General features: G+C 71.7%; 21 protein-coding genes. 10 read left to right on the top strand and 11 right to left on the bottom strand.

The features are described 5' to 3' along the window. Positions 1-21 precede the first annotated feature (21 nt). Positions 22-525 (bottom strand): hypothetical protein, encoded by a 504-nt coding sequence (locus ACJ9NR_RS28745; protein WP_412492067.1) that lies wholly within the window; start codon positions 523-525, stop codon positions 22-24. 108 nt (positions 526-633) lie between these two features. Continuing rightward, a complete protein-coding gene (gene miaA, locus ACJ9NR_RS28740; RefSeq protein WP_412492068.1) occupies positions 634-1,572 on the bottom strand; it encodes a tRNA (adenosine(37)-N6)-dimethylallyltransferase MiaA in 939 nt (312 codons plus the stop codon). A gap of 353 nt (positions 1,573-1,925) precedes the next feature. Here miaA and ACJ9NR_RS28735 point away from each other — a divergent pair, with 353 nt between their 5' ends. After that, positions 1,926-2,075: a hypothetical protein gene (locus tag ACJ9NR_RS28735; RefSeq protein ID WP_412492069.1), complete on the top strand. Its 150-nt coding sequence runs from the start codon at positions 1,926-1,928 to the stop codon at positions 2,073-2,075. Positions 2,076-2,241: 166 nt separating this feature from the next. On the opposite strand, the gene ACJ9NR_RS28730 is transcribed toward ACJ9NR_RS28735, so the two are convergent. From ACJ9NR_RS28730 to ACJ9NR_RS28720, 3 genes are all read right to left on the bottom strand, one after another. Beyond that, the gene (locus ACJ9NR_RS28730) at positions 2,242-2,955 is read right to left on the bottom strand and encodes a class III extradiol dioxygenase subunit B-like domain-containing protein (RefSeq protein ID WP_412492070.1); all 714 of its coding nucleotides are present in this window, start codon (positions 2,953-2,955) and stop codon (positions 2,242-2,244) included. Positions 2,956-3,031: 76 nt separating this feature from the next. Next, entirely contained in the window at positions 3,032-4,549 is a 1,518-nt protein-coding gene (miaB, locus tag ACJ9NR_RS28725; protein ID WP_412492071.1) for a tRNA (N6-isopentenyl adenosine(37)-C2)-methylthiotransferase MiaB, read from the bottom strand. A gap of 148 nt (positions 4,550-4,697) precedes the next feature. Then, positions 4,698-5,102 carry a pyrophosphohydrolase domain-containing protein gene (locus ACJ9NR_RS28720; RefSeq protein ID WP_412492072.1) on the bottom strand — a complete coding sequence of 135 codons (405 nt, stop codon included), beginning with the start codon at positions 5,100-5,102 and terminating at the stop codon, positions 4,698-4,700. Between the two features lie 109 nt (positions 5,103-5,211). Between ACJ9NR_RS28720 and ACJ9NR_RS28715 the strand changes: the two genes are divergently transcribed. Continuing rightward, positions 5,212-6,210: a TAXI family TRAP transporter solute-binding subunit gene (locus ACJ9NR_RS28715; protein ID WP_412492073.1), complete on the top strand. Its 999-nt coding sequence runs from the start codon at positions 5,212-5,214 to the stop codon at positions 6,208-6,210. A 150-nt stretch (positions 6,211-6,360) separates the two neighbouring features. Here ACJ9NR_RS28715 and ACJ9NR_RS28710 read toward each other — a convergent pair whose 3' ends face one another. Both ACJ9NR_RS28710 and ACJ9NR_RS28705 read right to left on the bottom strand, forming a co-directional pair. Then, positions 6,361-7,764: a HAMP domain-containing sensor histidine kinase gene (locus tag ACJ9NR_RS28710; protein WP_412492074.1), complete on the bottom strand. Its 1,404-nt coding sequence runs from the start codon at positions 7,762-7,764 to the stop codon at positions 6,361-6,363. A gap of 9 nt (positions 7,765-7,773) precedes the next feature. Then, positions 7,774-8,460, bottom strand: a complete 687-nt coding sequence (locus tag ACJ9NR_RS28705) for a response regulator transcription factor (protein WP_412492075.1) — start codon at positions 8,458-8,460, stop codon at positions 7,774-7,776. A gap of 290 nt (positions 8,461-8,750) precedes the next feature. Between ACJ9NR_RS28705 and ACJ9NR_RS28700 the strand changes: the two genes are divergently transcribed. The 6 genes from ACJ9NR_RS28700 to ACJ9NR_RS28675 all read left to right on the top strand — a co-directional run bounded on the left by ACJ9NR_RS28700 (position 8,751) and on the right by ACJ9NR_RS28675 (position 14,534). Further along, positions 8,751-9,527 (top strand): amino acid ABC transporter ATP-binding protein, encoded by a 777-nt coding sequence (locus ACJ9NR_RS28700; protein ID WP_412492076.1) that lies wholly within the window; start codon positions 8,751-8,753, stop codon positions 9,525-9,527. Positions 9,528-9,611: 84 nt separating this feature from the next. Continuing rightward, a complete protein-coding gene (locus tag ACJ9NR_RS28695) occupies positions 9,612-10,454 on the top strand; it encodes a glutamate ABC transporter substrate-binding protein (protein WP_412492077.1) in 843 nt (280 codons plus the stop codon). 129 nt (positions 10,455-10,583) lie between these two features. Further along, entirely contained in the window at positions 10,584-11,249 is a 666-nt protein-coding gene (locus ACJ9NR_RS28690; protein ID WP_412492078.1) for an amino acid ABC transporter permease, read from the top strand. Beyond that, a complete protein-coding gene (locus ACJ9NR_RS28685; protein ID WP_412492079.1) occupies positions 11,246-12,148 on the top strand; it encodes an amino acid ABC transporter permease in 903 nt (300 codons plus the stop codon). The genes ACJ9NR_RS28690 and ACJ9NR_RS28685 overlap by 4 nt, the downstream gene beginning before the upstream one ends. A gap of 177 nt (positions 12,149-12,325) precedes the next feature. Next, positions 12,326-13,927, top strand: a complete 1,602-nt coding sequence (locus tag ACJ9NR_RS28680; RefSeq protein ID WP_412492080.1) for an FAD-dependent monooxygenase — start codon at positions 12,326-12,328, stop codon at positions 13,925-13,927. A gap of 193 nt (positions 13,928-14,120) precedes the next feature. Continuing rightward, positions 14,121-14,534 (top strand): rhodanese-like domain-containing protein, encoded by a 414-nt coding sequence (locus ACJ9NR_RS28675; RefSeq protein ID WP_412492081.1) that lies wholly within the window; start codon positions 14,121-14,123, stop codon positions 14,532-14,534. Between the two features lie 69 nt (positions 14,535-14,603). Here ACJ9NR_RS28675 and recX read toward each other — a convergent pair whose 3' ends face one another. Further along, positions 14,604-15,605: a recombination regulator RecX gene (gene recX / locus ACJ9NR_RS28670; RefSeq protein WP_412492082.1), complete on the bottom strand. Its 1,002-nt coding sequence runs from the start codon at positions 15,603-15,605 to the stop codon at positions 14,604-14,606. Positions 15,606-15,608: 3 nt separating this feature from the next. Further along, positions 15,609-16,736 (bottom strand): recombinase RecA, encoded by a 1,128-nt coding sequence (gene recA, locus ACJ9NR_RS28665; protein ID WP_412492083.1) that lies wholly within the window; start codon positions 16,734-16,736, stop codon positions 15,609-15,611. Between the two features lie 307 nt (positions 16,737-17,043). Between recA and ACJ9NR_RS28660 the strand changes: the two genes are divergently transcribed. After that, the gene (locus tag ACJ9NR_RS28660) at positions 17,044-17,832 is read left to right on the top strand and encodes a hypothetical protein (protein ID WP_412492084.1); all 789 of its coding nucleotides are present in this window, start codon (positions 17,044-17,046) and stop codon (positions 17,830-17,832) included. Positions 17,833-17,982: 150 nt separating this feature from the next. Here the strand turns inward: ACJ9NR_RS28660 and ACJ9NR_RS28655 are convergent, their stop codons facing one another. Next, entirely contained in the window at positions 17,983-19,242 is a 1,260-nt protein-coding gene (locus tag ACJ9NR_RS28655; protein WP_412492085.1) for an AI-2E family transporter, read from the bottom strand. Positions 19,243-19,302: 60 nt separating this feature from the next. Beyond that, positions 19,303-19,497 carry a DUF3046 domain-containing protein gene (locus tag ACJ9NR_RS28650; RefSeq protein WP_412492086.1) on the bottom strand — a complete coding sequence of 65 codons (195 nt, stop codon included), beginning with the start codon at positions 19,495-19,497 and terminating at the stop codon, positions 19,303-19,305. An 80-nt stretch (positions 19,498-19,577) separates the two neighbouring features. On the opposite strand from ACJ9NR_RS28650, the gene ACJ9NR_RS28645 reads away from it, so the two are divergent. After that, entirely contained in the window at positions 19,578-20,552 is a 975-nt protein-coding gene (locus tag ACJ9NR_RS28645) for a hypothetical protein (RefSeq protein WP_412492087.1), read from the top strand. Positions 20,553-20,560: the final 8 nt, after the last annotated feature.

Raw genomic sequence — 20,560 nt, 5'->3', positions numbered from 1 at the left:
AGCAGCCCGGCGCGCGGGCCGTCAGCGCAGCCGGGCCACGCGCCATACGGCGAGCACCGCGACCGCGGCGACGAGCACGGCGTAGGCCAGTACGACCCGCCAGTCCGGTCTGCGCCCGGAACCGCGCTGCGGGAGCCCGGGCCACGTGTAACCCACGCGGCGGGCGGCCATCATGCCCCAGCCGGCCGCGCAGGAGCAGATCAGCAGCCCCAGCATGGCGATCACGGCACCGCTGTCGCCGAAGTCGAAGGCGAGCGGGAAGGCGAACATCAGGGAACCGACCGCGGCCAGGGCGACGATGGGGGCGAGCTGCCAGATGCGCAGCCGGCGCTGCGGGCGCAGCTCGACCTCGACCTCGGGCCCCCCGGCGAACATCTCGTCGGGCTCGGGGCCGTCCGCCGTCACTCCGCCCTGCGTGTCCTCGGGGCCGTCGGAACTCAGACGGTCCTCGTCCCGCTCCTGCTCACCGTCGTCGACGGTGAGGGGCTCGGTGCCTTGTGCTGTGTCGCGAGGGCCGGCCTCCATCGCCACGCGCCCTCCCAACTAGGACTCCACTTGGTCGATCGAAGCTCGATGATGGCACGGTCCCGCAGGCCCGGACGGCGGCCGGAGCGTCCCGATGCCATCACGTGATCAGGCTGTAACCGGTCGTTCGACCAACGCCAGTGCGAGCCGGGGAAGTTCCTCGACGTCCGCCGCGGCCCCACTGAGCCAGTGCACCCGCGGGTCGCGCCTGAACCAGGAATCCTGACGGCGGGCGAAGCGCTTGGTGGCGCGTACGGTCTCGGCCCGCGCCTCCTGGAGCGTGCACTCCCCCGCGAGCGCCGCGAGCACCTGCTGGTAGCCCAGCGCCCGGGCGGCCGTACGCCCCTGCCGCAGGCCGTGCGCCTCCAGCGCGCGCACCTCCTCCACGAGCCCCGCGTCCCACATCCGGTCGACCCGGCGGGCGATGCGTTCGTCGAGCTCGGGACGGGCCACGTCGACGCCGATCTGGACGGTGTCGTAGACCGAGTCGTGTCCGGGGAGATTGGCGGTGAAGGGCTGGCCGGTGATCTCGATCACTTCGAGCGCCCGGACGATACGGCGGCCGTTGCTGGGCAGGATCGCCTGCGCCGCCTCGGGGTCGGCGGCGGCCAGCCGGGCGTGCAGCGCGCCCGAGCCACGCAGCGTGAGCTCCTCCTCCAGGCGCGCCCTCACCGCGGGGTCGGTACCGGGGAACTCCAGGTTGTCGACGGCCCCGCGGACGTACAGGCCGGAGCCGCCGACCAGGATCGGCCAGCGGCCGCGGGCGAGCAGGGTGTCGATCCTGTTGCGGGCCAGCCTCTGGTACTCGGCGACGGACGCCGTGACCGTGACGTCCCAGATGTCCAGCAGGTGGTGCGGGATGCCGCCGCGCTCCTCGGGCGTCAGCTTGGCGGTTCCGATGTCCATCCCCCGGTAGAGCTGCATGGAGTCGGCGTTGACGACCTCCCCGCCCAGGCGCTGGGCGAGGAACACGCCCAGATCGGACTTTCCGGCCGCCGTGGGGCCGACGACGGCGATGACTCGGGGGCTGGGGGGTGCGCTGCTCACCGCACCAGTCTCGCAAACACCGAAGGCGCTCCTCGAACGAGTTACGTGACGGAGCAGGAGTGGGGTCGTTGCCCGTTGCGAGGTCCTCGCCGCCGGTTCCGGGAGGCGGCGACCCGGGCGACGCAAACGGGCGCACCGGACGACGCGGGATTTCGCCCGCACGAGTAACGTATGGAGCGGATATGGGTGTTTTTGCACGACTTCTCCGGAGGTCGAAGGCTACGGAGGAGACGTCGACCGGCGGGGCGCAGGCCGGCACACCGACGGCCGAGCCCGAAGCCGCGGAAGCCGTGGCGGAGGCGGCGGATGGGGCAAGGCCGGCCCGGGCGGCTGAACGGGCCGGGAGCGAGCCGGTGGAATCCGGCACCGTCGCGGACTCCTCGGGCGAGGAGGGCGCCTCCGGTGCGGACGACGACGCGTCCGCCGAGAGTGTCGAGATCCCCAAGCAGCAGTCCGGCGGGCAGGCGGCCGACATCGAGGCCGGAGAGGACGCCCGCACCTGATCGCTCCCCACGCGAGTGAGCCGGCAACGGCGCGGCGGAGGGCCCCGCGGCGAACGCGACCGGAAGACCGGGCGAGCGGGAGAAACGGCGGACGCCGGGAGCCCCCGGAACCCTCTTCCGGTCATCCGGCCTTCCGGCCTTCCGGCCTTCCGGCCTTCCGGTGCGGCTACGACCAGGCCGCGACCAGGTACCCCACGCCGTAAGGCGCGTCCTCGTACAGCAGGGCACCGCTCAGGCCCGCGTCCTCGGCCGCGCCCGCGAGGATCTGCCAGGGAGCCCGGCCCGATGCCTTCAGCTCATGCGCCAGCTCGGGGTCCAGCTCCTTGAGAGCCGCCACGTCCGCCGCCCCCAGCGCACGCGCGACCTGCGCGTCGAAGGGGGCCGCCCGCTCGTCGAGGTAGCCGGGGGCCTTGAGCGTGCGGCAGGCACTGGCGTCGCCCATCACGAGCAGGGCCACCCGTTCGGCCCGAACGGCGATGTCCCTTCCGGCATGGATACACCGCTCGGGCGCGAGAGGTTCCCCCACCCCGAGCCCCTCGATCGGGGCGTCGCACCATCCGGTTCGCTCCAGCAGCCACGCGGCGACGGCGAGGGAGGGCGGCAGAACGCGCTCGCTCGCCCCGTCCTGACGTGCGCCCAGCCGTACGTCCACGTCCACACCGAAGCCGCGGAAGGACCCCCGCGTGCCCTCCGGGTACGTGCCGCGGCCGCTCTGCTCGGCGGGTCCGAGGACCACCAGCAGGTCGGGCCGGGACGCGGCGAGCACGCCGAGCGCGTCCGCGCACGCGGTCCGGGCGGCGTCCAGTTCGGAAGCCGCGCCCGCGGCGACCTCGGGCACGAGAAGGGGCGGACACGGGCAGACCGCGGCGGCGACAAGCATGATCGTCAGCCTACGCCGTCAGTACGTGATCGGTGGCGCCGCGCATCCGCTGCGGGCATGGCGGACGCCAGGCCGGTCAGTCGCAGCCGCAGCCGCTTCCCGTGGCGACCGGCAGCGGTGCCGGCGCCCCGACCTTCGGCAGGCCCAGCATCACGCCCGCCGGCTTCGCCGCCCCGGCCGCGTCGCGCTTCTCCCAGGCGTCACCCGCGCGCGTGCGGCGCACGCCGAGGACGGCGCCCTCGGCGAGGAGGTGGTGCGGGGCGGCGTAGGTGATCTCGACGGTGACCACGTCGCCGGGGCGTACCTCCTGCTCGGGCTTGGTGAAGTGGACCAGGCGGTTGTCGGGGGCGCGGCCGGAGAGGCGGTGGGTGGCGCCGTCCTTGCGGCCCTCGCCCTCGGCGACCATCAGCTCCAGGGTGCGGCCGATCTGCTTCTTGTTCTCCTGCCAGGAGATCTCCTCCTGGAGGGCGACGAGACGCTCGTAGCGCGCCTGGACGACCTGCTTGGGGATCTGGTCCGCCATGGTCGCGGCCGGGGTGCCGGGGCGCTTGGAGTACTGGAAGGTGAAGGCCTGGGCGAAGCGCGCCTCGCGGACGACGTGCAGCGTCTGCTCGAAGTCCTCCTCCGTCTCTCCCGGGAAGCCGACGATGATGTCCGTCGTGATCGCCGCGTGCGGGATGGCGGCCCGCACCTTCTCGATGATCCCGAGGTAGCGCTCCTGCCGGTAGGAGCGGCGCATCGCCTTCAGCACCGTGTCCGAACCGGACTGCAGCGGCATGTGCAGCTGCGGCATCACGTTCGGGGTCTCCGCCATGGCCGCGATCACGTCGTCGGTGAAGTCGCGCGGATGCGGTGAGGTGAAGCGGACGCGCTCCAGGCCGTCGATCCGACCGCAGGCGCGCAGCAGCTTGCTGAAGGCCTCGCGGTCGCCGATGTCGGAGCCGTAGGCGTTGACGTTCTGCCCGAGCAGTGTGATCTCCGAGACGCCCTCGGCGACCAGGGCCTCCACCTCGGCGAGGATGTCGCCGGGACGGCGGTCCTTCTCCTTGCCGCGCAGGGCCGGGACGATGCAGAAGGTGCAGGTGTTGTTGCAGCCGACGGAGATCGACACCCACGCCGCGTAGGCGCTCTCGCGCCGGGTCGGCAGCGTGGACGGGAACGCCTCCAGGGACTCGGCGATCTCGACCTGCGCCTCCTCCTGCACCCGCGCGCGCTCCAGCAGGACGGGCAGCTTGCCGATGTTGTGCGTGCCGAAGACGACGTCCACCCAGGGCGCCCTCTTCACGATGGTGTCGCGGTCCTTCTGCGCGAGGCAGCCGCCGACCGCGATCTGCATGCCGGGGCGGGATGCCTTCTTCGGGGCGAGGTGGCCGAGGTTGCCGTACAGCTTGTTGTCGGCGTTCTCCCGCACCGCGCAGGTGTTGAAGACGACGACGTCCGCGTCACCGTCCGAGCCCTCCGGCGCGCGTACGTAACCGGCGTCTTCGAGCAGGCCCGACAATCGCTCGGAATCGTGGACGTTCATCTGGCACCCGTAGGTGCGCACTTCGTAGGTCTTCACGCCCACGGCCGGGCTCCGGTCGATGCTGCTCATGCGACAAGGGTAGGCGGTGCCGGGGTCGCCCCCCGCCGCCCTGTGGACAACCGGGGACTCAGGGGCCGGCCGGGCCCGCGCGGCCCGCGTACCGGCACGGCGCACCACCCGCACGGACGCCCGGTGGCGGGCGCGGACACCGGCCCGCTCACTCGCCGCCCGGTACCCACCCCTGGCGTCGCAGCACCGCCGCCACGTCCGGGGCCTCGTAGTGATCGCCCTTGAGGATCTTCCCGTCGGCTCGGCGGCGGATCCGGCCGTCGGGGCCCAGCTTGGTCATGTTGGAACGGTGGATCTCGGCGATCACGGCGTCGAGGTCGATGCCGTGGACCAGGGCCGTGCCGTAGGCGACGTAGACGACATCGGCCAGTTCGTGCGCCAGCTTGTCGAGCGGGCCCGTGACCGAGACCTCGGCGACCTCCGCCGCCTCCTCCGCGAGCAGCCTCCCGCGCTGGGCGGCCAGCGGGGCCGGGACCTCGGTGGGCGTGGTGCGGGCGTCCAGCCCGACGGCGTGGTGGAACCGGCGGACCAGGTCGGCGGGCGATGCACTCATACGGCGACTGTAGCGACCGGCACCGACGACGCCCTCCGTGGTCGGGGTGCCGCCCCGTTGTGACTCCCGCCCTGGTCGGCACCGCGCACCGGCTGGCAGGATCCCACCCATGTCCAAGACGTCCCGCAGGATCGGCCGGCGCCGCGCCCTGGAGGGCACGGCCGCCGGCGTCGTCGCCCTCGGGCTGCTGCTGTGGTGGCTGCTGCCCCTGGGCGAGGCGGCTCCGAGCGGGGCGATCACCATCAGCACCGGCACGCAGTCCGGCGTCTACCAGCAGTACGCCAAGCTCCTGCGCACCGCGCTCGACAGGGACATGCCCGACCTGAAGGTGACGCTGCAGCCCAGCGACGGCTCGCAGGAGAACGTCACGCGCGTGGCCACCGGCGAAGCGGACTTCACCATCGCCGCGGCCGACGCCGTGGAGACGTACAAGCTCCAGCACCGGCCGAACGCCGGCCGTCTGCGCGGCGTCGCCCGTCTCTACGACGACTACGTGCAGCTGATCGTGAAGCGCGGCTCGGACATCGGCTCCGTCGCGGACCTGAGGGGCAAGCGGGTGGCCGTGGGCCCGCCCGGCTCGGGCGTGCGGCTGATCGCCGACCGCGTGCTCAAGGCGGCCGGCATCGACCCGGTGAAGGACATCACGCCGTTCGCCGACGGCATCAACACCGGTCCGGACCGGCTGCGGCAGGGCAAAATCGACGCGTTCTTCTGGTCGGGCGGGGCACCGACGCTGGGTCTGCAGCAGCTCGCCGACCGCTTCACCTTCCGGTTCGTACCGATCCGGGCCGGCCTCGTCGCCCGGTTGCACGCACAGGGCGGCGCCACCCGCTACTACCGCGCCACCACCATGCCGGAGTCGGCCTACCCCAGCGTCCAGAACGGGGTCGCCGTGCCGACGATCGCGGTCGCCAACCTGCTGGTGACGCGCACGGACGTGAACCCCCGGCTCACCGAGTGGGTCACCCGTACCGTGATCAAGAGCCGCGACCGGATCGGCACCCGCGTCCACTCCGCCCAGCTCGTCGACCTGCGCACCGCCATCTACACCGACCCGCTGGCGCTGCACGAGGGCGCCCGGCGCTACTACCGCTCGGTCAAGCCGTAGGGCGGTCCGCCCAGGCTTCGGGGCAGCCGGTCGACCCATAGGGCGGACCGGCCGGACCGCGAGGCGGGCCGGTGCAGGGGCGGAGCGGCCCGGTGCGGTCGTGGAGCGGCCCGGCCGGACCGGCAGGGCCGTCCGTCACGGGGACACGCGTCAGGCCGCGGGGCCGTGCCTGGGCACGGACACCGTCACCGTCAGGCCGTGCGGCTCGTGGTGGCCGTAGGAGACGGAGCCGCCGCCCGCCGCGAGCAGGGTGCGTGAGATGGACAGCCCGAGCCCGGAGCCCTTGACGTTCTGGTGGCGGCCGCTGCGCCAGAAGCGGTCGCCGATGCGGCTGAGCTCCTCGTCGGTCAGGCCCGGGCCGTGGTCGCTGACCACGATGGTCGAGGTCGCGCCATCGGCCGCGACGGTCACCTCGACACGCTCGCCCCCGGGCGTGAACTTCACCGCGTTGTCGATCACCGCGTCCAGGGCGCTGGAGAGCGTGACCGGGTCGGCCCAGGCGGTGGTCGCCGGGCAGCTGGCCACCAGGCGTACGCCCTTGGCCTCGGCGCTCGGCGTCCAGGCCGCGACGCGCTCGGCGGTCAGCGCGCCGATGTCGGTGACCCGCAGATCGGCCTCGGTGTGCTCTGCCAGGGCCAGATCGAGCAGGTCGTCGAGGACCTCCGCGAGGCGCTTGCCCTCGGTGCGCACCGACGCCACCTCCTCGTTGCCCTCCGGCAGTTCGAGCGCGAGCAGCTCGATGCGCAGCAGCAGCGCGGCGAGCGGGTTGCGCAGCTGGTGCGAGGCGTCGGCGACGAAGGCGCGCTGCTGCTCCAGTACGTCCTCGACGTTGTCCGCCATCTCGTTGAACGACCGTGCCAGACGTTGCAGTTCCGGCGGCCCGCCCGCGGCCGCCACCCGGGACTTCAGCCGGCCGCTCGCGATCGCGTGCGTGGTCGCGTCCAGCACGCGTACGGGCCTGAGCACCCAGCCGGTCAGCCGGAGCGCGGCACCGACGGCGAGCAGCATCGCGGCGATCTCGCCCACCCCGATGACCAGCCAGCCGTGCAGGATCCGCGAGCGCAGCTGTCCGGTGGGCGAATCGGTGACGACGACCGCGACCACGTCGCCGTCCCGGATCACCGGTGAGGCGACGACCAGCCGGCCGCGCTGCCAGGGCCACACCTGCTTGGGGTCGTGGCTGCGGCGGCTGAGCAGTGCCTCGGCGAACGCCGCGCGCACCTCTCCCGTCCTGGGCAGGAAGAACGTCCGCGGTGCCTGCGCCATGGGGACGTCGGTGCGGCAGAAGACGCCGGCCCTGATGCCGTAGACGCCGTAGTAGCTGGTCAGCTCGGTGGTCAGGGTGGCGAGGCGCTCGTCCGTCGAGGTGCGCGTGGAGCTGCAGGCGTCGGTGACGAACTGCGCGAGGGACGCGAAGCGTGCCGTGTCGTCGATCCGGTCGACGACGACCTTCTGCTGCTGGGCCGCTGCCACGCTCACGGCGAGCGGGACACCGAGAGCGAGCAGTACGGCCGCCATCAGGACGATGAGCAGCGGAAGCAGACGTGTACGCACGCGTGCAGGCTACGGAGCCGGGACGACGAGCCGGTAGCCGACGCCGCGCACGGTCTCGATCAGGGCCGGCAGGCGCAGTTTGGCGCGCAGGGAGGCGACGTGCACCTCCAGGGTGCGTCCGGTCCCCTCCCAGCTGGTGCGCCACACTTCGCTGATGATCTGCTCCCGGCGGAAGACGACCCCGGGTCGCTGCGCGAGCAGGGCCAGCAGATCGAACTCCTTGCGGGTCAGTTGGACGACCGAACCGTCCACGCTGACCTGCCGGGTGGGCAGCTCGATGAGCACCGGGCCGAGCCGCAGTTCGTTCTCCCCGCCGCCCGCCGGGTCCTCGTGGGCGGTGCGCCGGCTGACGGCGTGGATCCGCGCGAGCAGCTCACCGGTGTCGTAGGGCTTCACCACGTAGTCGTCGGCACCGAGGTTGAGGCCATGGATGCGGGAGCGCACGTCGGAGCGGGCGGTGACCATGATCACCGGGGTGCCGGTGCGCTTGCGGATCTTGCCGCAGACCTCGTATCCGTCCTGGTCGGGCAGGCCCAGGTCGAGCAGGACGACGCCGAAGCAGTCACTGTCCGGGACCAGCGCCTGAAGGGCCTCCTCGCCGCTGCGCGCGTGGGTGACGTCGAAACCGTGCCGTGCCAGAACCGCGGAAAGAGCGGCGGCCACATGGTTGTCGTCCTCGACGAGGAGCAGCCTCATCCGGTCCTCCTTCGGTTCGTCGATTCGTCGGCCCTGCGACCGGCATGGATGCACACCGCCGCGCGCGCGTGCGTCAACGCAGTCACGCTGATGGACGACGACAGCGTCAAGCGGGTTCCGGTCGCGCGCCGCTTCCGTTATCCGCCCGATACGCACCCGCCGGGTACTGCTACGTCACGTGTCCGATTGCTATCGGATCGTGATGCTCAGATTCCCCTCAGATGTAATGACGCTGGTCGTCGCGCATTACTACTGTCCTCCGAAACCGAGGAGGACGGAGCCTGAGAGCGATGACCGAAGTATCGGTGGCCAAGAAGGACCTGGCCAATGCAGGCGAGCTTGTCGTCCTGAAGACCGTCAACAAGCACTTCGGCGCGTTGCACGTGCTGCAGGACATCGATCTGACGATCGCCCGGGGCGAGGTCGTCGTGGTCATCGGGCCCTCCGGGTCCGGCAAGTCCACGCTGTGCCGCACCATCAACCGGCTCGAGACCGTCGACTCGGGCTCGATCGCGATCGACGGCAAGCCGCTGCCCCGGGAGGGCAAGGAGCTCGCCCGGCTGCGCGCCGACGTCGGCATGGTCTTCCAGTCCTTCAACCTCTTCGCGCACAAGACGGTGCTCGAGAACGTGATGCTGGGCCAGATCAAGGTCCGCAAGGCCGACAGGAAGACGGCCGAGGAGAAGGCCCGGGCCCTGCTGGACCGGGTCGGCGTGGCCACACAGGCGGACAAGTACCCCGCGCAGCTCTCCGGCGGCCAGCAGCAGCGTGTCGCCATCGCGCGCGCCCTGGCCATGGACCCGAAGGTCATGCTCTTCGACGAGCCGACGTCGGCGCTCGACCCGGAGATGATCAACGAGGTGCTCGAGGTCATGCAGCAGCTCGCCCGGGACGGCATGACCATGATCGTCGTCACCCATGAGATGGGCTTCGCACGATCGGCCGCGAACCGCGTGGTCTTCATGGCGGACGGCCGGATCGTCGAGGAGGCCGCGCCCGACCAGTTCTTCAGCAATCCGCGCAGCGACCGCGCCAAGGACTTCCTGTCGAAGATCCTTCACCACTGACAGCCGGTCGCGCTCCGCTCGGCCGCCGCCGGCCCTCGTCTCCGCTCCGGCTCTCGCCTCTTCACCACATAAAGGATGTTCACCATGAAGCTCCGCAAGGTCACCGCCGCCTCGGCCGCCGTCCTCGCCCTCGCCGTGGCCGCCACGGCGTGCGGCTCCAGCGACAACAAGGACAGCGGGTCCTCCTCCGGTGGCGGCAAGAAGATCAAGATCGGCATCAAGTACGACCAGCCCGGCCTCGGCCTGAAGGAGCCGGACGGCACCTTCTCCGGATTCGACGTGGACGTGGCCACGTACGTCGCCGGCAAGCTCGGCTACAAGCCCTCCCAGATCGAGTGGGTCGAGACCAAGAGCGCCGACCGTGAGAACGCCCTGGCGCGCGGCGACGTGAAGTTCATCGCGGCCACGTACTCGATCACCGACGAGCGCAAGCAGAAGGTCGACTTCGCGGGCCCCTACCTGCTGGCCCACCAGGACCTGCTGGTGAAGAAGGACTCCGACATCACCAAGGGCACGGACCTCAACGGCAAGAACCTGTGCTCCGTGACCGGCTCGACCTCGGCGCAGAACGTCCAGAAGTCCATCGCCCCCAAGGCCAACCTCAAGGAGAACAGCGGCTACTCGGAGTGCATCGCCAGCCTCCAGAGCGGTGCCGTGGACGCGCTGACGACCGACGACTCGATCCTCGCGGGCTACGCCGCGCAGGACAAGTACAAGGGCCAGTTCAAGCTCGCCGGGCTCAAGCTCAGCAACGAGAACTACGGCATCGGCGTGAAGAAGGGTGACACCGCGACCCTCAACAAGATCAACGACGCCCTGACGAGCATGGTCCAGGACGGCACCTGGAAGAAGGACGTCGAGAAGAACTTCGCCCCGGCCAACTACAAGTACGAGCCCGCGCCGAAGATCGGCCAGATCGTCAAGTAGCCGACTGGGACAAGGGCTCCGTCCCAGGCCACCGCAGGGTTCACAGGGGCGCGCCGCCGCCCGCCGCGATCAGGGCGGCGGCGCGCCACGCCCTCCTCGTACGCCACCCACCCGGAAGCGCGGGAGATCGTGTTCGACTTTCTTCAAGGTTATGACGTCCTGGGGGCGTTCTGGATGACGGTGAAACTCACCGTCCTCTCCGCCCTCGGCTCCCTGGTCTGGGGCACCCTGCTGGCCGCGATGCGGGTCAGCCCGGTCCCGCTGATGCGCGGGTTCGGCACCGCCTACGTCAACATCGTCCGGAACATCCCCCTGACGGTGATCATCGTCTTCACCTCGCTCGGCCTCGCCGACATCTTCGGCGTGACGCTGGGAGCCTCCGACTTCAAGATCCAGGGCTTCCGGCTGGCGGTGCTCGGCCTCATCGCCTACCACGCGGCCTTCGTCTGCGAGGCGCTGCGCTCGGGCATCAACACCGTGCCCCTGGGCCAGGCGGAAGCGGCCCGGGCCATCGGGCTGAACTTCAGTCAGACACTGCGGCTCATCGTGCTGCCGCAGGCGTTCCGCGCGGTGATCGGCCCGCTGGCCAACGTGCTGATCGCACTGACCAAGAACACCACCGTGGCCTCCGCGATCGGCGTGGCCGAGGCCGCGTACCTGATGAAGAAGATGATCGAGAACGAGGCACAGACGCTGCTCATCGGCGCGGTCTTCGCCTTCGGCTTCGTGGTGCTGACCCTACCGACCGGCCTGTTCCTCGGCTGGCTCGGCAAGCGACTGGCGGTGAAGCGATGAGCTCCGTCCTCTACGACACCCCCGGCCCCCGGGCCAGGCGGCGCAACGCCCTCCTCTCGGTGGTCTTCGTGCTCCTGCTCGCCCTCCTGGTGTGGTGGGTGTGGCGGACCATGGACGACAAGGGCCAGCTGCAGTGGTCCCTGTGGAAGCCGTTCACGACGTCCGACGCGTGGACGACCTATCTGCTGCCCGGCCTCGGCGACACCCTGAAGGCCGCCGCGCTCTCCATGGCCATCGCGCTCCCGCTGGGTGCCTTCTTCGGCATCGCGCGCATGTCCGACCACCGGTGGGTCCGCGTCCCGGCCGGTGTCGTGGTCGAGTTCTTCCGCTCGATCCCGGTCCTGCTGCTGATGCTGTTCGCCAACGAGTTCTACGCCCGCTCCACCGGCGTCGGCACCGAGGACCGGCCGCTGTACGCGGTCGTCACCGGCCTGGTCCTCTACAACGCCTCGGTGCTCGCCGAGATCGTCCGGGCCGGCATCCTCGCCCTCCCCAAGGGACAGACGGAAGCGGCGTACGCGATCGGTCTGCGCAAGGGCCAGACGATGAAGAGCATCCTGCTCCCGCAGGCCGTCACCGCCATGCTGCCGGCCATCGTCAGCCAGCTCGTGGTGATCGTGAAGGACACGGCACTCGGCGGTGTGATGATCGGCTACACGGAGCTGCTCAACACCCGCAGCACGCTGGCGGCCAACTACGCCAACGTGGTCCAGAGCTTCGTCGTGGTGGCGATCATCTACATCGTCGTCAACTTCCTCCTCACCAGCTTCGCTAGCTGGCTGGAAGGCCGCCTGCGGCGCAACAAGCGCAGCACCGGCGCGGTCCTCTCGGCCGAGGACACGGTCGAGCTCAATCCTGCCGAGGTGGGAGGCTCCTACGGGACCGGGGCCGCTACCTGATCATCAGTCAAGTCGCATGAAAGGCGCACGGAGGCAGTGGCATGATCGCCACCGCCTCCGTCGCTTGACGCAAACCCCGCCAATGGGTTGCATACGTTCTGTGATCGTGCACCCTGCCCCACCCTCCTGTTCACCTACGTCCGTCAGGACACCGCCGCGGGCAGGGGGCGCCACGCCGTGGACCCGGTGATCATCGTCGGAGCGGGGCCGGTCGGGCTCGCGCTCGCCCTGGCACTGGCCCGCCAGGACGTACCCGCCGTCGTACTGGACGAGGGCCCGGGCAAGGAGGAACAGCGCCCCGCGCGCACCGTGGTCCTGCGCGAGGACACCACCGCGCTGGTGGAGCGTCTGACGGGCGTGCCGCTCGCGCGGGAGGGGGCTCACTGGGCCGCATGGCGGTCCGTGCGGCGCAAGCAGGTGATGCGCGAGATCACGTTCGGCGACATCGAGACCTCCCCCCTGCACATCGCCCAGCACGTCCTCACCGGCGCCCTGCGCGAGGCCGTCGCCGCCGAGCGCCTCGTCCAGCTCGTCGTGGACAGCCGCCTCGACGGCGTCGAGCAGGAGGCCTCGGGGGTCACCGCCCACACCCGCGGCCCCTCGGGGACGTACTGGCGCGGCAGCTTCCTGGTCGGCTGCGACGGCCCGCGCTCCACCGTGCGCAAGCTCCAGGACATCCGCTTCCCGGGCCGTACGGCGGTGGAACGACACGCCGTGGCCACGCTGCGCACGGAACTTCCCTGGCCCGGCCAGGCGCTGCTTCATCGGATGCCGCCGTGGCGGACGTCCAGTCCCTCGGCCGGGGAGATCACCGCCCGCCCCCTCCCGGACGACGTGTGGCGCCTGGACTGGCTGCTGCCGCCGGGCAAGGACCTGGTCACGCCCGAGCTGCTGCTGGGCCGTGTCCGCGAGACGCTCGCCGGCTGGTCGGGCGGCTCGGCACCGGCGTACGAACTCCTCGACACCGGCGTGCACACCGTCCACCACCGGCTGGCCCGCCGGTGGCGCGTCGGCCGGGTCTTCCTCGCCGGGGACGCCGCGCACCTGCTCGGCGCGCTGGGCACCCAGGGGCTCGACGAAGGGCTCAGGGACGCCGACAACCTGGCCTGGAAGCTGGCGCTGGCCTGGCATCACGGGCCGCACGAGGCGCTGCTCGACAGCTATCAGGCCGAGCGGCGCGGCATCGTCGCCGCCCGGCTGCGCGCCGCCGACCAGGTGCTGCCGCTTTTGCGCGGCGGCGGAGGGCTGCGCGCGTACGTGCCGGGCTCGGGGCGCGGCCACGACGCGCTGCTCACGGACGGTCACCTGGGGCGCGGTGCGCTCGGTGCGCCGGGGGCGTACGACCATTCGCCGCTGGCTCCCCGGCACCTCGAGGCGGAGGTCCCGGTGGGCACGGCGCCCGGTGCCGCGGTGGCCGATGTGCGCGTCACCGCGGAGGACGGTTCCTTCGTGCGGCTGCGGGAACGGCTCGGGCGCGGTGCCCTGCTCGTGGTCCTGATCGCGCCCGGCACCGGGGTGTGGGAACGCAAGCACTGGGTGACCGCCGGGATCATGCCGCGGCTGGCGGCCGCGGTGGCCGCGCTTCCGCACCGCGCCGAGCTGCTGGTCGCCGAGAGCTATCCGGGGGCAGCCCCGCACACGGTGCTGCTGGTGCGCCCCGACGGTCACCTGGTCACGGCGCTGGGCGGCGTACGCCCGGCCGACCTGTACGCCGCGGCGGAGGCCACGCTCGGTGGGCCGGCGAAGGAGGAGGCCACGGCCGGGTCGGCCGCGACATGACGGTGGCGGAGGGGCGTGGGGGTTTCGTCCGCCGTGCCGGCCGCGGTGCCGCCGGGACTGCCGAAGGCGCGTCTTTTTCGAGGCGCATCCTTCCCGGCCGACCGGGGTACCCGCCGCTGCCACAGATCCACCACTACCGTCACGGAGGCCATGTGCCGCGGTCGGAGCAGGTCGAACGCCCGGAGGGCCCGCAGTGAGCGAGACGACGAACGGGGCGGGCGAGGGGCCCGTCGGCATCGACGAACTGCTGGAGCGGGTGCGCCGGGGCTACGAGCGGATCGGACCCGGCGAGGCGTACGCCGCCGCCGAGGCCGGCGAGGCGCTCCTGGTCGACATCCGTTATGCCGCGCTGCGCGAGCGGGACGGCGAAATCCCGGGCGCCCTCGTCGTGGAGCGCAACGAACTGGAGTGGCGCCTCGACCCCCGGGGCAGCCACCGCGTGCCCGAGGCCACCGGTCATGAGGTGCGGGTCGTGGTGATCTGCAACGAGGGGTACGCGTCGAGCCTCGCGGCAGCGTCCCTGCACCAGCTGGGGCTCGCCCGGGCGACCGATCTGGTCGGCGGGTTCCAGGCGTGGCGGGCGGCGGGGCTGCCGGTGGCGTCGTAGGCGGGCCTTGACCGGTCGCGCCCGCCGTGCCCCGGCGCGCGCAGGCCCACGGCCGGGCAGGAACCCCTGTCAGAACCCCTCGTCCGTGAGGAACTCCGTGTCCTCGCCCTCTTCCTCCAGTGCCTGCCGTACCACGCGCAGGGCCATGCCCTGGGGGTAGCCCTTGCGGGCGAGCATCCCCGCGAGACGGCGCAGCCGCTTCTCGCGGTCGAGGCCGCGCGTGGCCCGCAGCTTGCGCGCCACGAGGTCGCGCGCGGTCGCCTCTTCCTGCTCGGAGTCGAGCTGCGAGACGGCCTCCTCGATGAGCGTGGACTCGACGCCCTTGGTCCGCAGCTCCTGGGCGAGCGCACGCCGGGCCAGGCCTCGGCCGTGGTGCCGGGACTCCACCCAGGCGTCCGCGAACGCGCCGTCGTCGATCAGCCCGACCTCCTCGAACCGCGACAGGACCTCCTGCGCGGCGTCGTCGGGGATCTCCCGCTTGCGCAGGGCGTCCGCGAGTTGCTTGCGCGTGCGCGGGGTCCCGGTGAGCAGGCGCAGACAGATCGCCCGTGCCCGCTCCACCGGGTCCCCTGAGGACTCCTCCTGCTCGGCCCTCGACGAGAAGGAGGATCCCCCGTCCTGGTCGGACGGCTCGTCGCGGTGTCGCCGCCGGCGTCCCCGGGAGCCACCCGCGCCACGTGCCCCGTCACGGGCCGCGCCGCCCCGGCGTGAGCGGCCACGGGACGAGCCGAAACCCTCCCGCGCTCCGTCACCCTTCGACCACCCTTCGCCCTCCGGCCCGTCGCCGTCCGCGCGGTCGCCGAACGAGCCGTCGTCGCCGGACGGCCCACCGGCGCCGTGAGACCCGTGGGCGCCGTAGTACCCATGGGCGCGGTTCGGCCCACCGGCGCCGTACGAGCCGCCCGCGCCGCCGCCCGGGGCCACGCGGCCGTGTCCCCCGTCCGCGCCGCGCCCCGCGTCATCCCCGTACGCATCGCGGCCCGGCCCGGCGGACCCCCCGTCGTCCCCGCCGGTCCACTCACGCCCGGCGTCCTGGTAGGCGTACTCGGCCCAGTCGGTTCGCCGTGTCATGCGTCAGCTCTTGGCGGCCGGAGCCTTGGCCGCCTTGGCCGCCTTGGTCACCGGGGCGGGCACCGGCTTCACGGCGTCGTCCGCGGTGGCGGAGACCACGGCGTCCGTGCCCGGCTCCGCGGCCGGTTCCTCCGGACGTACGCCGACGCCCAGCTTCTCCTTGATCTTCTTCTCGATCTCGTTGGCCAGGTCGGGGTTGTCCTTGAGGAAGTTGCGCGCGTTCTCCTTGCCCTGGCCGAGCTGGTCGCCCTCGTACGTGTACCAGGCGCCGGCCTTGCGCACGAAGCCGTGCTCCACGCCCATGTCGATCAGGCCACCCTCACGGCTGATGCCCTGGCCGTAGAGGATGTCGAACTCGGCCTGCTTGAAGGGCGGCGCGACCTTGTTCTTGACGACCTTGCAGCGGGTGCGGTTGCCGACCGCCTCCGTGCCGTCCTTCAGGGTCTCGATGCGGCGGATGTCGATGCGCACCGAGGCGTAGAACTTCAGCGCCCGGCCACCGGTCGTGGTCTCCGGGGAGCCGAACATCACGCCGATCTTCTCGCGGAGCTGGTTGATGAAGATCGCGGTGGTCTTGGACTGGTTGAGCGCGCTGGTGATCTTCCGCAGGGCCTGGCTCATCAGACGCGCCTGCAGACCGACGTGGCTGTCGCCCATCTCGCCCTCGATCTCCGCGCGCGGAACGAGCGCGGCGACGGAGTCGATGACGATGAGGTCGAGGGCACCGGAGCGGACCAGCATGTCCACGATCTCCAGGGCCTGCTCGCCGTTGTCCGGCTGGGACAGGATCAGGTTGTCGATGTCGACGCCGAGCTTCTTCGCGTACTCGGGGTCGAGGGCGTGCTCGGCGTCCACGAAGGCGACCTGGCCGCCGGCCTTCTGCGCGTTCGCCACCGCGTGCAGGGTCAGGGTCGTCTTGCCGGAGGACTCCGGGCCGTAGATCTCGACGACGCGGCCGCGCGGCAGACCGCCGACGCCGAGGGCCACGTCGAGCGCGGTCGACCCGGTCGGGATGACCTCGATGGGCTCCTTCGACCGCTCGCCCATGCGCATGACCGCGCCCTTGCCGAATTGCCGTTCAATCTGTGCGAGAGCGGCATCAAGGGCCTTCTCGCGGTCGGTTCCTGCCATGGGTTCCACCCGATTTGCTTGAGTCGATCGCTTCACGTCAAAGACGCTAACGCCTGCCACTGACAATGCGCCCCGACGCCCGTCCGGCCTGTGGACAACTCGGGCACTTCTCCGCTCCAACCGGGATGAAACACCCGCCGAGAGCCTCACCGGAGCCTCCATAAGAATAGATGTTCGATTTTTGTGTCAAGCGCACCACGCGGCACACGCGGACTGTGACGGCGCGGAGTTGCTACTTCCCTCGGCGTAGGGCGGGTGTCTTCGGCCGGACGACGACGGGGCGGAGTGCTCTCGCGAGGCTGAGGGCATGCAGACCACGACGCAGACCCGGCCGCCGGCCACGCCGGCGGGGCGGTCCGAAGCACGTCCGGTGGAGCGCCTCGCCTACGCCGTGAGCCTCTTGCTGATCCTCTCCGGCCTCGTCCACCTGGCGGTGTTCGCCGTCGACGGCGGCCCCTGGTACGGGCCCGTCTCCTGGCGCAAGCCCGTCACGTTCGGGCTGTCCTTCGGGGCGACACTGATCGCGGTCACCTGGGTGACGTCCTATCTGCGCGTCGGCTCACGGCTCCGTGCCCTGCTGCTCGGCGTGTTCACCGCCGACTGCGTCGTGGAGGTCGGCGGCATCACCCTCCAGGCCTGGCGCCGGGTGCCCTCGCACCTCGACATGGAGACGCCCTTCGACACCGCGGTGTCCATGTCGCTCGCCGTGGGCGGCGGCGTCCTCGTGGTGCTGCTCACCCTGTTCGCCGTCGCCGCGTTCCGCCGGCGCCCGACGGGCCCCGCGGGGATGGCGCTCGCGGTCCGTTCCGGCTTCGCGATCCTGCTGGTGGGGCTCGCCTCGGGCGCCGCGATGATCGCACGAGGTGCCGTACTCGCCCGCACCGGCCACCAGGAGGCGGCCTACCACTCGACGGCTCCCCTCAAGCCGCTGCACGGGGTCAGCCTGCACGCGGTCCTGGTGCTGCCGGTACTCGCCCGGTCGCTGTCCCGCACCTCCTGGAGCGAGCCGGTCCGTCGCCGGATCGTCATGACGGCCACCGGCTGCTACGTGGTGGCCGTCCTCGGCGCCGGGGTGTGGGCCGTCCTCACGTACTGAACGGCCTCCGTCCTCACGTCCCGAGCGGCCCGGCGGGGGTGCGCGTCCGGCGGCGGCGTGCGTCCGTCGAGGGCGCGCCTCCGCCGAGGGCGCGCGTCCCGCCGCCTCAGCGCCTCGATGCGGGGTCGACGCCTCGATGCCTCGACACGGTCAGGAGGAACCCTCCCCCGTCTCCTCCCGCGCCGCCACCGGCCGCCGCCCCCACAGCAGCCTCACCCGCGTGAGCGCACCGTTCCCGGGCCTTCCCCGCCGGTGGCCGTGGACCCGGGGATCGTCCGTGACCGCGTACCGCTTCACGTAAGCCCCCAGGAACGCCTGCAGCGTGGCGATCGCCGGAATGGCGATCAGCGCGCCGACGGCACCGAGGAGGGCGGTGCCGGCGATGACCGAGCCGAAGGCGACGGCGGGGTGGATGTCGACGGTCTTCGAGGTCAGCTTGGGCTGCAGCATGTAGTTCTCGAACTGCTGATAGACCACGACGAAGATCAGCACCCACAGCGCGTACCAGGGACCGACCGTGAAGGCGATCAGCATGGGCAGGGCGCCCGCCAGATAGGTGCCGATGGTCGGGATGAACTGCGAGACCAGGCCCACCCAGACGCCGAGCACGGGCGCGTAGGGCACGCCCAGGATCTGCAGCAGTATGTAGTGCGCCATGCCGGAGATCAGGGCCATCAGGCCGCGGGAGTAGATGTAGCCGCCGGTCTTGTTGACGGCGATCTCCCACGCACGCAGCACCTCGGCCTGCCGCGCGGGCGGCAGCACGGAGCAGATCGCACGCCGCAGCCGGGGGCCGTCGGCGGCGAAGTAGAACGAGAACAGGGCGATCGTCAGCAGCTGGAAGAGACCGCCGAGGACCTGGGCGGACACGTCCAGCACACCGGTGGCGCTGTGCTGCACGTAGTTGCGCAGCCAGTCGGAGCGGAGCAGGCCCTCCTGGACGTCCACCCGCTTCAGATCGGTGTGAAAGTGCGTGTTGATCCAGTTGATGACGGAGTCGAGGTAGTTCGGGAAATCCTCGACGATCTTGATGATCTGGCCCGCCAGCATGGAGCCGAGCAGGGTGACGAACCCGGCGGACACGATCAGCACGACGACGAAGACGATGCCCGCGGCCAGCCCTCTGCGCAGCCCGCGGGAAGCCATCCAGCTCACCGCGGGCTCGATGGCGAGGGCCAGGAAGAACGCGATGACGATGTTGATCAGCAGGCCGGTGAGCTGGTGGAAGGCCCAGGTGCCGAGCTGGAGGACGGCGTACAGGCCGAGCACGAGCACCACGGCGCGCGGCAGCCAGCGCGGCATGCCGACGCCCGGCCCGGCGGCGGGGTCCTCCGGGGGCCGGCCGGGCGGCGTCGTGCCGAGCGGGGGTGCCTGCCGGGAGGTCTGCCCGGTCTCGTCGGTGGGGGCCACGGATCCAGTCTCGCCCACCGGTCCGACAATCAACTGCCGCCCTGCGATCTTCGTGACCGATCAGTGCCTCTCCCGCGGCACGTCCATGACCGCGCAGACCACTCGCCACACGTCCTTGGCGTCCCAGCCGGCGTCCAGCGCCTCGTGCACGGTGCGACCGCCGAGCTCCGCCATCACGTGGTCGCGCGCGAAGGTGTCGGCGTACCCCGAACCGAAGTGATCCGCCATCCGCTGCCAGAAGACCGTCAACCGCATGACTCCAGTATCCCGCTCCAGGGGGTGGGCCTGAGCCGGTACCCGTTGCCGAGACCGCTTTCCGCCCTACGGTCTGTCGCATGCCCGAAACAGGAGCCTCCCCACTCCCCGTCACACCCTCGGCGCGCTCTCCGCTCCTCCGCGCCGAGCACTTCGTCTGGCTCACCGCGCGCGTGCTGGAACAGCGCCTTTTCGCGCACCACTTCCTGAACGGGAGCGCGGACCACGTGGAGAGCGCGCTGGACGCGTACCGCAACGAGGACGGCGGCTACGGCCACGCGCTGGAGCCGGATCTGCGCGGCCCGGTCAGCCAGCCGCTGCACGCCGGGCACGCGTTGCGCGTCCTGGACGCCATCGGGCGCTGCGGCGGGCAGCGGGTGGAACGCCTGTGCCGGTACCTGACCGCCGTCTCCACGGCGGACGGCGCGCTGCCCGCGGTGCGTCCCGGCCGGCGCGGTCATCCCGCGGCCCCCTGCCTCCCGGTCGCGGACGATCCGCCGAGCGCACTCCTGACCACGGGACCGGTGGTGGGCCTGTTGCACCGCAACGCGGTGTGGCACGCCTGGCTGTTCAGGGCGACGGACTTCTGCTGGCAGGCGGTCGAGTCGCTGGACACGTCCCACCCCTACGAGATCCAGGCCGCCGTGGCCTTCCTGGACTGCGTTCCCGACCGCCCGCGCGCGGAGACGGCCGCCGCCCGCCTCGGCCGCCTGGTGCGCGAACAGCGGCTCGCCGCGCTGGAGCCCGGCCGCCTCGACACGTATCCCGTCGCCCCCGGTTACGAACCCGGCGAGCGGCACTTCCCGCACGACTACGCGAAGACGCCGGGCTCCCTCGCGCGCGCATGGTTCACCGACGCGGAGATGGAGCGCTCCCTCGACCACCTGGCGGACGCGCAGCAGGAGGACGGCGGCTGGCCGATCCTGCCGCACTCCTGCGCCCACGGATGGTCTCCCCGGCGCGCGTGGGCACCGGGCATCGCCCTGGAGGCGCGCCCCATGGTGACCATCGAGGCACTGCGCACGCTCAGGGCGCACGGGCGCTCCGTCGGCTGACCCGGGCG

The organism is Streptomyces sediminimaris, from assembly GCF_047049295.1.
Taxonomy (GTDB): domain Bacteria; phylum Actinomycetota; class Actinomycetes; order Streptomycetales; family Streptomycetaceae; genus Streptomyces; species Streptomyces sediminimaris.
The sequence above is the reverse complement of the archived record's forward strand: the minus strand, read 5'-3'. Positions and strand labels throughout refer to the sequence as shown.

Coding starts and splice junctions, on each gene's coding strand:
- ACJ9NR_RS28745 (WP_412492067.1), bottom strand. CDS start 525: ATGGAGGCCGGCCCTCGCGACACAGCACAAGGCACCGAGCCCCTCACC.
- ACJ9NR_RS28730 (WP_412492070.1), bottom strand. CDS start 2,955: ATGCTTGTCGCCGCCGCGGTCTGCCCGTGTCCGCCCCTTCTCGTGCCC.
- miaB (WP_412492071.1), bottom strand. CDS start 4,549: ATGAGCAGCATCGACCGGAGCCCGGCCGTGGGCGTGAAGACCTACGAA.
- ACJ9NR_RS28720 (WP_412492072.1), bottom strand. CDS start 5,102: ATGAGTGCATCGCCCGCCGACCTGGTCCGCCGGTTCCACCACGCCGTC.
- ACJ9NR_RS28715 (WP_412492073.1), top strand. CDS start 5,212: ATGTCCAAGACGTCCCGCAGGATCGGCCGGCGCCGCGCCCTGGAGGGC.
- ACJ9NR_RS28705 (WP_412492075.1), bottom strand. CDS start 8,460: ATGAGGCTGCTCCTCGTCGAGGACGACAACCATGTGGCCGCCGCTCTT.
- ACJ9NR_RS28700 (WP_412492076.1), top strand. CDS start 8,751: ATGACCGAAGTATCGGTGGCCAAGAAGGACCTGGCCAATGCAGGCGAG.
- ACJ9NR_RS28695 (WP_412492077.1), top strand. CDS start 9,612: ATGAAGCTCCGCAAGGTCACCGCCGCCTCGGCCGCCGTCCTCGCCCTC.
- ACJ9NR_RS28685 (WP_412492079.1), top strand. CDS start 11,246: ATGAGCTCCGTCCTCTACGACACCCCCGGCCCCCGGGCCAGGCGGCGC.
- recX (WP_412492082.1), bottom strand. CDS start 15,605: ATGACACGGCGAACCGACTGGGCCGAGTACGCCTACCAGGACGCCGGG.
- recA (WP_412492083.1), bottom strand. CDS start 16,736: ATGGCAGGAACCGACCGCGAGAAGGCCCTTGATGCCGCTCTCGCACAG.
- ACJ9NR_RS28660 (WP_412492084.1), top strand. CDS start 17,044: ATGCAGACCACGACGCAGACCCGGCCGCCGGCCACGCCGGCGGGGCGG.
- ACJ9NR_RS28650 (WP_412492086.1), bottom strand. CDS start 19,497: ATGCGGTTGACGGTCTTCTGGCAGCGGATGGCGGATCACTTCGGTTCG.
- ACJ9NR_RS28645 (WP_412492087.1), top strand. CDS start 19,578: ATGCCCGAAACAGGAGCCTCCCCACTCCCCGTCACACCCTCGGCGCGC.